Origin of the sequence: Thioclava sp. SK-1 (assembly GCF_001705665.1) — a bacterium.
GTDB lineage: Bacteria > Pseudomonadota > Alphaproteobacteria > Rhodobacterales > Rhodobacteraceae > Thioclava.
In genome coordinates this window covers 25,675-38,407 of sequence record NZ_MDHA01000022.1, presented here as the reverse complement: position 1 = coordinate 38,407, position 12,733 = coordinate 25,675, and the positions used below count along the sequence as shown (strand labels likewise).

8 protein-coding genes are annotated in these 12,733 nt (G+C 57.3%); 3 read left to right on the top strand and 5 right to left on the bottom strand.

The features are described 5' to 3' along the window. Window positions 1-77: 77 nt before the first annotated feature. From BFP70_RS02220 to BFP70_RS02210, 3 genes are read left to right on the top strand one after another with little or no spacing between them, the layout of a single operon-like run. Complete coding sequence (locus BFP70_RS02220; protein WP_066009745.1) at window positions 78-1,709, top strand: hypothetical protein; 1,632 nt, start codon at window positions 78-80, stop codon at window positions 1,707-1,709. Beyond that, window positions 1,702-2,676 (top strand): hypothetical protein, encoded by a 975-nt coding sequence (locus BFP70_RS02215; RefSeq protein WP_083217306.1) that lies wholly within the window; start codon window positions 1,702-1,704, stop codon window positions 2,674-2,676. The genes BFP70_RS02220 and BFP70_RS02215 overlap by 8 nt, the downstream gene beginning before the upstream one ends. Continuing rightward, window positions 2,673-4,244: a S8 family serine peptidase gene (locus BFP70_RS02210; RefSeq protein ID WP_066009744.1), complete on the top strand. Its 1,572-nt coding sequence runs from the start codon at window positions 2,673-2,675 to the stop codon at window positions 4,242-4,244. Before BFP70_RS02215 ends, BFP70_RS02210 begins: the two co-directional genes overlap by 4 nt. Window positions 4,245-4,349: 105 nt before the next feature. Here the strand turns inward: BFP70_RS02210 and BFP70_RS02205 are convergent, their stop codons facing one another. The 5 genes from BFP70_RS02205 to BFP70_RS02185 all read right to left on the bottom strand — a co-directional run bounded on the left by BFP70_RS02205 (window position 4,350) and on the right by BFP70_RS02185 (window position 12,405). Then, window positions 4,350-6,329, bottom strand: coding sequence for a hypothetical protein (locus tag BFP70_RS02205; protein ID WP_066009743.1), 1,980 nt, complete (start codon window positions 6,327-6,329; stop codon window positions 4,350-4,352). Further along, the gene (locus BFP70_RS02200; RefSeq protein ID WP_066009742.1) at window positions 6,320-6,829 is read right to left on the bottom strand and encodes a hypothetical protein; all 510 of its coding nucleotides are present in this window, start codon (window positions 6,827-6,829) and stop codon (window positions 6,320-6,322) included. The genes BFP70_RS02205 and BFP70_RS02200 overlap by 10 nt, the downstream gene beginning before the upstream one ends. A 206-nt stretch (window positions 6,830-7,035) precedes the next feature. Beyond that, complete coding sequence (locus tag BFP70_RS02195) at window positions 7,036-10,185, bottom strand: valine--tRNA ligase (RefSeq protein WP_066009741.1); 3,150 nt, start codon at window positions 10,183-10,185, stop codon at window positions 7,036-7,038. A 95-nt stretch (window positions 10,186-10,280) separates the two neighbouring features. After that, entirely contained in the window at window positions 10,281-11,375 is a 1,095-nt protein-coding gene (locus tag BFP70_RS02190; protein ID WP_066009740.1) for a glycoside hydrolase family 105 protein, read from the bottom strand. Window positions 11,376-11,430: 55 nt separating this feature from the next. Continuing rightward, entirely contained in the window at window positions 11,431-12,405 is a 975-nt protein-coding gene (locus BFP70_RS02185; protein ID WP_066009739.1) for a TRAP transporter substrate-binding protein, read from the bottom strand. Window positions 12,406-12,733 lie beyond the last annotated feature (328 nt).

Sequence of the window (12,733 nt, the reverse complement as noted above, 5' to 3'; positions counted from 1 at the left end):
TACCTAGGGGTAAGAAATTTCCTGCGAAAATTGTATATGTGTTAACGTCTTCCCAAGGGTAAAAGGGGGAGGGCGCTTTGCAGTTGTATAAGTTGCGTCTGTTCGGTGCAGTGCAGCTCTTGGATCCGGCGGGTTTGGATGTCACGCCAAGATTGGCTAAGACGCGGGCATTATTGGCATTTTTGGCAATGGCGCAGGGTCATCCTGTCAATCGGGCACGTTTGCAAGACCTGCTGTGGAGCACGCGTGGCCAACGCCAGGGCCGCGATTCTTTGCGCAAAGCATTGTCAGAGCTGCGTAGCTGTTTCGCTGCGCTGCAGTCCTGCCCATTGCACAGCGATGGGGGGCCGGTGCGTCTGTCAATGGATCAGATCCGTTGCGATATCACAGCACCACACCAAGGCCCATACCAGCCGCAATTCCTTGAGGGGATAGATATTTGCGACCCCGAATTCGAAAGTTGGCTGGCACAAACCCGTAACCACCTTGGCAAAGCACCCGCGCAGCCCACCTCAAATTGCGCGGCGTCACCCGCCCCCGACGTTCCGCTGTTTGAGCTGGGCTTGCTGCCGATTGACGTGGATGAGGCGGATCCACAGGCGCGAATTCTTGCCGATATGGTGATCAACCGATTGGTTGAGTTGATGGACCACAGCTCTTTGGTGCGGCCCTATGATTTTCGCATTGGGCGCAGCCAGCCCGGGGCAGGACAGACCGGGCCTGATGTGTTTTTAACGCTGTCTGTGCGCCGTTTGGGCGGCGATGTCGTGATTTCACCAGTGGTGCGCCATGTTGTGTCCTCGCGGACCATTCTTGCGACGACATTTGGCGTGCCCGTTGAGCAGTTATCACAAGATTGGCTGCATGTGACCTGCATCGATCTGTTTGATCAGCTTTGTGAAAGGTTGGTTCGTTTTGACGGATTTCGGGCGGAAGAGCATTTGGCCTCTCGCAATGTGTTTTGCGCCGTGGATCACATCTTTCGCCTAAGCAATGGGGATCTGGATCAGGCCGGCGCGTTATTGGATCAGGCGTCGCAGATGGTCGAGGCCTCTGCGATTTACGCGTGGAATGCGTTTTTATCGGCGTTCAAAGTTGAAAAACAGGGGCGCAACGATCCTGCTCTGCTTGACCGGACCGAAGCATTGGCGCGCCATGCGTTGGAGCTTGACCCGCATAATACACTGTCGGTGGCACTTGTCGCGCATGTTTACGGGTTTGTCCTACGGGATCGGTCGCGCGCGGCAGAACTGTTGCGCCCGGTGGCGCATCGCTCTGGCCAGTCTCCGATGCTGGCGGACAGTTTGGCCATGCACCATTATTATGCCGGAGAATATGGGCAGGCCCGTGAATATGCCGCGCAAGCGGTGCAGGTGGGTCGGCTGAACCCCTTCCGATATTCTTTCACAACGTCCCTTGCCATGTGCCACTTGATGACCGGCGATTACGGGCCGGCGCTGGAAAATTGCCAATCCGCCATTGCGCAGCATCCCTTGCGGGAGGGGCATCTGTTTGAACCCACTTTACGCACGATGGCCGCCGCGGCGGGCCATGCCGGGGAATATGATATTGGGCGCAAAGCCTATGGCGCGCTGCGTGATCAAGGTGGGTATGAACCGCTGATTACGCTGCGTAACGCGGATACGCCGTTTCCCAATCAGAGGGCACTAACCGTCGTGCAGCAAGGAATGGAGCGACTTAATGTATGACCGTATGGCCAATTTGGGCCTACTGCCGGATCATCGGCTAAGCGAAGATGGTGATTTTTTTCAAGATTTAGATATTTCTCAGCAAACGGCGGATATTTTGGCCGCCCCGGATGCGCAAGATGCAGATAGCCTGACCCAAGCCCTGACAGAGCTGAAATCGGCCGTGGTTTTGCGCAGCGCCTCTGCCGGCCCGGTCCTTTCCAGCAGCTATGCGCGGATCTTAGCCAAGGCGAAAGCAAAGGCGAAAGCCAAAGCGAAGGCCAAGGCAAAGGCCAAAGCCAAATCCAGCTTTGGCGGGGCAGAGTTTGAACTGGCACCCGCCCCGTGGGAGGAAATGCGTGAATTGCATCTGCTGTCGCATCCGTTGAACCGGGCGCGCGCCTTTGCGTGGGAAAACCTTGGGATCCCTGCCCCGCCAGATCCGGATTTCACGCTGCATGAAATTGCTGATCTGCGCGCGAAGTTGACCGCATTATACGATATGCCGATGCGTCGGGCAGAGATTTTAGATCAGGTGTCCTCGGATCAGATCACCGAGATCTTGCGGCCCCTTGGAATTTCTGAAGACGGGTTCCCGGCCACCATCGGGCTGATCGCGACGATCTTGGATATGGCCGAACGTGTGGGCTATATTTACAAGCGTAAATTCAGCCGTCTGCGTCCAAACCAAATCGCGCCGGACCTGCGTCCGTTTCTGGACAATCCGCCCCATGAATCATACCCGTCCAATCACAGTTTTCAGATGTATTGCGTGGCCGAGGTAATGGCGCGTGTCCTGCCGGAAAATCCCGGCATGTCAGAGCTGTTTTATGTCGCGCAGCGTGTCGCGGAAAACCGCGAGTGGGCGGGGATCCACTATGCCTCGGACAGCCATGCGGGCCGTGAGCTGGCACGGCAATTTTCACCCTATTTATATCTTGCCTGCCGCCGCCAAATGCGCGCAGCGCTGCGGGAGTGGCTCCAATGAATACGCAACCAACGACACGGCATTATCTTTGGCACCTTGAGCGGATCGGCCTGTTGAATGGCCGTCGTGCTGGACGTTTGTGGCAGCGTGCAGCGCAGGAAAATCCGGTGACGGTCGCATTGATCGATACCGGAATTGACACCGGGCATCCCAATTTCGGGGATGCATTGATCGCACCGCAAATTGACTTTGGGCCCGATCCTTATGGTGTAATCTATGAACCGGCACTGCCCCATTGCGCGCAGCTTCGCCATTTGCTGGGCGCGGTTGATCAGCCTGACATACCTGCGCAATTGCTGAAAGATGTTTGCGTTGAACTGATGGCACTGGCGGCGCCGCCGGGTGGCACGCTGGATGGTATGACGCAGACCATCGCGCAGATCACGGATCCAAACACCCCGGATATGGCGAATGGGGCTGGGCGGCGCGCCTTGGCAACGGCGCTGTTGCGCCCCGGTGTCGCCCCCCCATCCGCCCCGGCACCAGCTCCGCAGGCGCAGGCCGGGCTGGCGCATTTGACCACAGGTCTTTCAGGCTTGTCGCAAGCCCAACGCGATGAATGGGGACGTATCGCTACCGCATTGGCCGCGCCGCCCAAACAGGTACCGATTGAAGATCCATCCCGGTTTTTTGGTGCGCATGGCACCGGCTGTGCGGGTTTGATTGCCGGGCGCGTGGCCGCATCCGATCTGCGCGACCGCAAAGGTGTGCCGCCTGTCCGCTACGCCGGGGCCAATCCGTTTTGCAATCTGATCTCCTATGCCACGCCCTACAGCCATGAAATCTTACCGGTGTTATCGGCGCTGGTGCGGGCCTATCTGTCGGGGGCAGAGGTGATTGTGATGCCGCGCGGTTTGCCCGATCCCGGCGCGCGGGCAGCGGTCAATGCGGGCAGTCCTTATTTGACCCGATCCGAGGCCGAGGGCAATGAGACCCTGCGCGATACTGATCTGGCGCGGTTGGCACTGTTGAAGTCCCATCAGGCGGTATTTGAGGCGCTTTTGGCCAAAATCGCGCAGGAACGCTATGTGATTTTGGCGGCGGGCAATGATGGGCTGAGCCAGCAGGTCAGCTACCCCGGGCAGGTAATGTTGACCAATTCCAGCACAGTGATTGTCACAGGCGCAGTGAATGACCGCGATAAATTATCGTCATATTCCAATGTCATGTCGGGTCTGCTGTATATGTTGTCAGATGATGCATTCGCGGTGGATGATGCACGTTTCGCGGTAAATACGCATAGCTTCACGGGCAGTGATTACGATTACAGCCCCCATACAGCGCGCGAGAACAGCTTTAGCCCATGGGGGATTTTGACGTTGGATTTGCGTGGGTCATATGGCTACGCCTCTGGCCTGAACGAGGATCCCGATATCGCAGATGAGGATTTCGATTCTAGCGGTCTGTATACGTTGATGGGTGGGACTTCGGTGGCCTGTTCGCTGATGGGGGGGCTGGTGTCAGCACTGATACAGGCCGGCGATCTTCCCCGCACCGCACCGCCCAACCGCGATGCCGTGGCGACCACGCTTGCAAGTTTTTATGATCGTGTGCGCGGCCCCATTTGATGGCGGGTATAAGAGGGCGGCAACGGGATGAATGCCGCCCTCTTACGGTAGGCGCGACAGGCCCGAATTGAGGAGGTCCAGCCGATCACGCCCGCCTGTTCCGCGCTACTGTGCGGCGGAAAACTGTAGGATCTGGGCGCTGACCGCGCGCATAACCCCTTCATCGCATGACATGTCGGGGGGCGTGCCCAGCCACCATTCGCATTCGGTCATACCTGTGACCGTCAGTTTGGGGCCAAGGCTGACGGTGCCATTGCAATCCACGCCGCCAAAACAGCTGTCGATTATGATCTGGCGGTGATCAATATCGGTAAGGGTCAACGCCACTGGGCCCTCATAGGACAGAATGTGATCTTGCAAAACCGCAGCGGCGACGCGTTCGCCCAAGCGCAGGCTTTCCACCAGGTCAGAGCGATGCGCCACCCCGGCAAAGCCCCGCCCGCAGCTAAGATTCTCGGCCAGCTTGTCCAATTCATCCGCTAATGTGGCATGGCCAAAGTCGTCCTGCGGCCCGGTCCAGTCAACGAGCGTCGCAGCATCCGGATGCGCATGCAGATAGGTCGCGGTGCCAAGCGCCTCTGGCAATGGCATTGCGCCATCAAACACCGCCTTAAGAACCGTGGCGCAGGCCGCAGCCGCAGCAGCGGTGGCGCAGCCATAGGACGGGCTGCCGGGCGCGCCGCCCGGAAACGCCTGTGGCAGTAAAAAGTTGGCATGGCGAATGTCGTGCCCAGCGATGGCGACACCCGCCTGCGCGTTGTTCACATCATTGCGCGCGCTGATCCAAGATAAGAGGACGCCAGGGCGGCTGATATCGTCGGGGTGATCCGCGCCCAGCTCCTCCAGCATATCGGTGAACCGTGCAACGACTGTGGGGGACATCGCCCCGGTCAGCCCGTGATACGTCTGGGTCAGCCGTGCGGCCAGAACTTCGGGGCGGGCCCTTCGGTGGATCTGGAATTTTTGACGATAGGCGGCGCGGTGGGCGCGGTTTGCCACATCGGCCAACAGCATATGCAGCGGCGCATCGATGCTGGGGCGCAGACCCTGCGCGCGTAAAATTTCCGCCGCCAGGACGAATGGCTGATATGGTTGGCACTCGTGCGCCAGATTGGCCAGATGACGCGGTTGGCTGATGAAACATTGCCGCCCCGTTTGGCTGGGTGTGACATGCTGTGTTACACTGGTTTGTGCATCCAGCCAGGCGTTCCAATCTGACAGGTAATCACGCTGCGGGGTGGGTTCTTCGATGCGTTGATCCACGCGCTGCGCGCCCAGTGACACCTGACCCGAACGGATATCATACTGTTGATCATGGGGTAAAACATGTCTGTGACGCGCTGTGCCCAGCAGCAGGAACTGCGAGATATGCGGACCTTTGCGCGCGCCTGGGCTGATCCCGCGCGCCAATACACGCAGGGTCAGGCCTTTTTGCGGGTCTTGGTCCTCCCATAGGGTGGCGCGGCGATATTTTTCCTCCTGGGAAAGCGGGCCATTGGCCCCGTCGGGGCGCGCATCAGCATCGATCCACGGCAATTTACGCAATTCGGACACCATCGCGGCGGCGGTCACGGGTTGGCCGTGGTTGGGGTGCAGCGCAGGGTAGCAATAGGGCAGGGGCTGCGTGCCCGCCTCAAGCGCTTGCACATCACTATCGCGCAGCAAGGCCATGACATAGAGCAAAGCGATTTCGGCACAGGCTTCGCTGCTGCCAATGTGGGGCGCTGCAGGCAGGTTAAAGCTGCTGACGTCAGGGCCGCTTAGGTCAAAGCGATGGCCGACCGCCTGCGCGTGATGGGCCATCTGGGGCAGGGGCCGCCACAGCTGCGCAGTAAAGGTGCGGTATTGCTGCGGTTCGACCAGCCCATAGGCATCATGTGGCAACCCTTTGGTAAAGCTCATGGGGGCTGTAGAACAGGTTTTCTCATCCTCATTCGGCTGAGCAGGTTGCTGCGGCAGAGTTTGCACCAGACGTGAAAGCGCGGCGCGATGTTCTTGCGCGATGGCCAGGCGAGACGCGCCGTCCAGCGCTTTGGTGGGGGCGATTGGACAATCGGGCGGTGAGCTGTTCCAGATCAGTGCCATTGTGTGACCTCCTGATATGTGACCTGATTGCGCCATGCGCGTTGGGTCGCGTTGAATTCCCATGTGTCGGGTTCGTCATCCTCTTCGGGGCGCGGTTCGGCCCGTGGGACCACACCATACGAGGTGCAAAACCCGCGCAAAATCACCAAACCGGCCTGTATATGCAGTGACACCTGGCCCTGCGATGGGGTGAATTGGGCATCCAGCCTCGTCTGCTCTGGCTGGGCCGAGCAAAATTGAAATTGCGCAGGTGCATTGGGGCGGTCTTTCATGGACGACAGCAGTGCCACGCGGGTAGAAAGCGCGATCAGATGGTCAGGGGCCATACCCAGGCGGGGTGGCTTGACAAATCGTGCTGTGGACAGCTGCAAAACGGTCCCCTGTGGTCCTGATCGCTCCACGATCATCCAATGACGTAGCTGCCCCATACCGTATAGCTTTCCCATATTTGGGATACGGTTCAGCTCTGCTTGCATGGCTATTCGGAACATATCTTGCATCGCGATCCCCTTGATCAACCACCTTGGGTCAATCTAGAGGGCGGGGCGGAACCCACTGTGAACGTAGTGTGAATTGGGGACGGATTTTGCAGGAATTAGACGTGAAATCGACGGGGTGCCGCAACGTTATCTGCAGTGCAAAACGCAGACCGCCCCCGCGGGTGTTCCCAGCGGAGGCGGCCAATTCGTGCAAAAACGACTGCGGCTTAGCCCAGGTCGGCCAAGCGTTTCACAGCGGCGGCAATCTTTGCGGCCTCTTCTTGTCGCGCTGCCAGATTTTCACGGCTTTCTGCGATCACGTCATCCCCGGCTTTTTCCAAAAACTTCGGATTTGACAGCCGCTTGTCCAGCGCCCCGGCTTCTTTTTCCACCTTGGCAAGCGATTTTTCTAACCGCGCTTTTTCTGCGGCGACATCAATCACCCCATCCAACGGCAGGCCAAACAAGGCCCCCGGTGCCGGGATTGAAATTGCGCCTTTTGGAACCGGGCCTTCGGTGATGCTGTCAACACGCGCAAGACGCAAGATCATCGCTTGATTGTTGTCGATGGCGGCACGGGCGGCTGGGTCAGCCTCGGCCAAGATCATGGGCAGTTTCAGACCGACAGGAACACCCATCTGCGCCCGGCTTGAGCGGATCTCGTCGATCAAGCCGATCACCCAGTTCATTTCGCGGTCCGCTTCGGCATTGACCAATTCGGGGCCATAGCTGGGCCAATCCGCATGCACCAGCATCTTGGACCGTTCCCCGGTCAGCGCCCACAGCTCTTCGGTGATGAAGGGCATGATCGGGTGTAGCAAAATCGTGCATTGTTCCAAAACCCAACGCATGGTTGCGCGGGTTTCGTCGGCGGCGTCACTGTCAAACAGCGGTTTGGCAAATTCCACATACCAATCGCAGACTTTGCCCCAAACAAAGGCATACAGCCCGTTGGCCGCATCGTTAAAGCGGTAGTTTTCCAGCGCTTCATCGGTTTCGGCGCGGATCTTGCCAACCTCGCCAATGATCCAACGGTTGACCGTGTGGGTGGCCTGCGGAACGGATGTAACCGGAGCACCCTCAAACACGCCGTTCATTTCGGCAAAGCGGGTGGCATTCCACAGTTTGGTGCCGAAATTGCGGTAGCCTGCGATGCGGGCCTCGGACAGTTTCAGATCACGGCCCATTGCGGCCATCGCCGTTAAGGTGAAACGCACCGCATCCGCGCCATATTGGTCGATCAGATCCAGCGGGTCCAAGACATTGCCCAAGGATTTGGACATTTTCTTGCCTTTTTCATCGCGCACCAGCGCGTGGACATAGACGGTATGGAAGGGCACCTGATCCACAACCGCCGTTTGCATCATCATCATCCGGGCGACCCAGAAGAAGATGATGTCAAACCCGGTGATCAACACGTCAGTCGGGAAATAGCGTGCCAATTCCGGCGTCTGTTCGGGCCAGCCAAGCGTGCCAATGGGCCACAGCCCCGACGAGAACCATGTGTCCAGAACATCTGGGTCGCGCCAAACCGGGTAGACCAGCTTGGTCGGGTCCTGATCCACAGCATATTGCGCCAGCGCGGCTGACAATGTGTCGATAGCGGTCTGTTTATCCGCAACCTCGATAATGGCGGCATGTGACAGCGGGGCAGGGATATTGGCGATTTCGTCGCGGAAGGCGTCTTTCACCGCGTCCAGATCGGCCGCGCAGTGATGGACATCGCCATAATGCACCATGCCGCCATCTTGCAGTAACCGGCCCAGCTCCACTTCATCTAGGGCGCCATCGTTTTCATCATCACGGAAGTTGGGTGCGGACAGGTCCAGACCATACCACACCGGGATCTGATGGCCCCACCACAGCTGACGCGAGATGCACCACGGCTCGATATTCTCCAGCCAGTGGAAATAGGTTTTCGCGTCACGCTCTGGCAGAATACGGGTATCGCCCGATTTCGGATCGAATGTTCCAGCCTCTTGTGCCGCATTGCCGCGCTTGACCGCATCCAGCGCAGGGCCGACGATCTTGGTGGTGTCGACGAACCACTGATCGGTCAGCATCGGTTCGATTACCACTTTAGAGCGGTCACCGAAGGGCTGCATGATCGGTTTGTTTTCAACAAAGGGGATCAGCGTTTCCGTCTCGGTCCCTTCGTCATCTTTGACGGTTGTCGTGACCATTACGGCCAGAGCTTCGGCATTGACCTGTTCGATCACCAATTTGCGGGCCTCGAACCGGTCCAGACCGCGATACTCTTCAGGCACCAGGTTCAGGCTGTCGATTTCATGCTCGGTGAACTCTGCCCCGGATGAGATTTCTTCTGCGCGGCGTGCGGCATCGGCATAGGCCAGACCATCGGCGCGCATCGCGCCTTTGGTGTCCATCAAACGATACATCGGAATGCCATTGCGCTTGGCGACCTGATAGTCGTTGAAATCATGCGCCCCGGTGATTTTCACCGCGCCCGAGCCGAAAGTCTTGTCGGGATATTCATCGGTGATAATCGGGATCAGCCGGCGATGTTCTTTCGGCCCAACAGGGATCTCGCACATCTTGCCCACAATAGGGGCGTAACGCTCGTCCGTGATATGCACAGCCACCGCGCCATCGCCCAGCATGGTTTCAGGCCGTGTCGTCGCGATCGAGATATAATCGCGCTCTTCGCTGAAGGTTACAGTGCCGTCTTCGTCTTTCTCGACATAGGTATATGTCTCACCGCCGGCCAGCGGATATTTGAAGTGCCACATATGGCCGGGGCGCTCAATATTCTCAACTTCCAGATCGGAAATCGCGGTCTCGAAATGGGGGTCCCAGTTGACCAGACGCTTGCCGCGATAAATCAGGCCCTTGCGATGCATTTCCACAAAGACCTTAATGACAGCATCATGGAAATTGCCGTTTTCGCCCGCGGGCGCACCCGGCGCCCCCGACATGGTGAAGGCATTGCGCGACCAATCACATGATGCGCCAAGGCGTTTCAGCTGATTGACGATGGTACCGCCGGATTCGGTCTTCCATTGCCAGACCTTGTCCAGAAACTTCTCACGTCCGATGTCGCGGCGGCCGGGTTCGCCCGCCTCGGCCATTTTGCGTTCGACAACCATTTGCGTGGCGATGCCCGCGTGGTCCTGCCCGGGCTGCCAAAGCGTGTCAAATCCGCGCATCCGGTGCCAGCGCACCAGGATATCTTGCAATGTGTTGTTGAACGCATGCCCCATGTGCAGGCTGCCCGTGACATTGGGCGGCGGGATCATGATGCTAAACGTTTCTTCGCGCGAGGCATTGGCCCCAGCCGCAAAGCAGTTGCGTGCTTCCCAGTCTTGCGCGATCCGGGCTTCCGCAACGGCGGCGTCGAAGTTCTTTTCCATGGTCATGCGTCTGGTCCTCATCAGGCTTGGCCTTCTTTAACCTGCACCACGCATGAGGAAAAGCCTTAGTGACGTGTCACCGCGGCTTGTGCGCATCCGGGTCACGGCAGGTGGTGCAATGCCTCTACCAGACACAGTAGTGCCATAGACTGACCGTAACCGGTGGGCTGGATCGGGATGTCGCGGTAAAATTGCAAATCATGGCCCATTCGCGTGCCATAGGACACCTGCGCTAAAACGCCATCGGCATCGATATGGCGCATGACAGCTTTCAGCGCCTTTAACCCGCCATCTTTCCATGTGTCATCGCCCAAACCCAAACGATGCCCTTTAAGCAAAGCATAGCCAATCGCAGCCGTCGCGCTGAGCTCTTCATAAGAAGTTTCATCATCGACCAATGTGCGCCACGCGCCCGAGGGGCATTGATATGTCAGCAATGTCGACAGCTGCGCCTGAACAACCCATAGCAAAAAGCGCCGCGTGCCCTGATCCAAATCCGCCAGGTCCAGCAAATCCAACACCCCGGCCGAGATCCAGGAATTGCCCCGCGCCCATCGTGCACGGGCAAAATTATGATTGCCGTCAAAGGTCCAGCCATGAAACCACAGGCCGGTTTGTGGTTCACACAAATAATGCGTGTGAATCAGGAATTGGAACTTGGCCTCTTCGATCAAATCCTGACGCCCGGCACCTTGGCCATAGCTGGCCAGAAACAATGCAACCATGAACAGCGTGTCGTCCCACAGTTCTCCTGTGTTGATCTTATCCGACACATCATGCTGGAACCCGCCCGACGCGGTGCGCGGTGCCTGTGTCAGCAATCGATCTGCCCAATCTTGCATCGCGCTTTCCCAGCGCGGGTCACGGGTTTCGCGCCACAAAAGCGACAAGGCCAACATTGGCGCCGTGGTGTTGACGTTTTGCGCCGGCAATCCCTTAGAAAATTGGGTTTCAAACCAATCTTCCAATAGGTCACGGGCCTGAGTGTCCCCGGTTTGCAGCCACAGCTGCGCAATGCCATAAAGCCCCACGCCCTGCGGCCATTCCCAACTGTCGAAGCTGACGTAATCCCCGGCGGTACCGTCCAGATTTGGCTCGTTAAACTGCCCTTCGTCGCGCAATTCGCGCAACCCCTTCACGATCAGGGATATTTTATGGGCCAGTTCATCACGGGCGCTGACGCTCTGTGTGGTCATCGGAAAGCTCACTTTGGTCTTTTGAAAATTGGGACGCGAAGGCGTGGGGACGCGTTTATTCGGTTTGCAAGATCTGGTTCACCAGCGCGCCTGCATCGGGGTCATTGGTATATTCATCCAGCAGCGGCATGACCTTCTCTCGGAAGGCAGCTTTATCGGGCGAGACAATGGTGACACCCATTTTTTCGGCCTGAACCAGCGCGTCAGACATGGATTTATCCCATAATGTGCGGAAGGAATCCGTTGCATGAACTGCGGCCTCTTTGACAATCTCCAATTCTTCGGGGCTAAGTTTTTCAGCGGCCTGATTGGACATCACCAGAAAATCGGGAATGCGCAGATGTTCATCTTGCGAATAGAACTTAGCAACTTCGCCGTGGCGACCAATGGTCAGCGCGGTGGGGTTGTTTTCGGCACCGTCAATCACGCCCTGCTGTAGCGAGGTATAGATTTCGCCATAGGCCAGCGGGGTCGGTGTGCCGCCCATCATCTCGACCATACGGATAGAGGTGTTGGAATTCATCACACGGAATTTCAACCCGGTCAGGTCAGATGGCGTGTTAATCGGCTTGTCTTTGGTGTAAAAGGACCGCGCGCCGCTATCAAAGAATGTCAGGCCGATAAAGCCGCTATCAGCGGTGGCGTTATAGACCTCGTCCGCGATAGGGCCGGTCATCACCTTGTAAAAATGGTCCTCTCCCTTAAAAATATAGGGCAGGGTAAAAGCCTTGAAAATTGGATCGAAATTCTCAAGGTTTGCGGCGCTTGCGCGGGTGATATCGACAGCCCCGTTTTGCAGCTGTTCCAGAACTTCGCGTTCCGACCCCAAAACACCGTTCAAAAACAGTTTTATCGTGACCTCACCGTTCGTGCGGTCTTCGACTTCTTGCGCGAATTGCTTCAACGCGGTGCTGGTCGGGTGATCTTCGGACAATGCATTGGCCAGACGCAGGCGGGTTTTCGCATCTGCGGCGCCGACGCTAAGTGCCAGAACGGATGTTAATGCAATCGCAAGACTGGAAAATTTCATGATGGTCCTCCCATAGGTCAATTAGATCTGCCGCCCCCTCCAAGGCCGCAGGAGACGCCGTTTTGCGACGATCTCTTAGCAGGTAGTCTTGCTGTAAATGAGAATTTACTTCCATATGTAATTTTATTTCATCTTCGCTTGCATTAAGATGGTGATTTATGGAGTGGAAAGCATAGAATATATGATAAATGTGTAGGTTGATCCGCTGGTGTAACGCCGGTGCAGTCACGTCGTGCCACTGACCATATCGTAGGAAAAAGTCACAATTATATTCTGCGATGCAGCAATTTTAGGGCTATGTGAAATATTTTTACAGATTGCATGATTT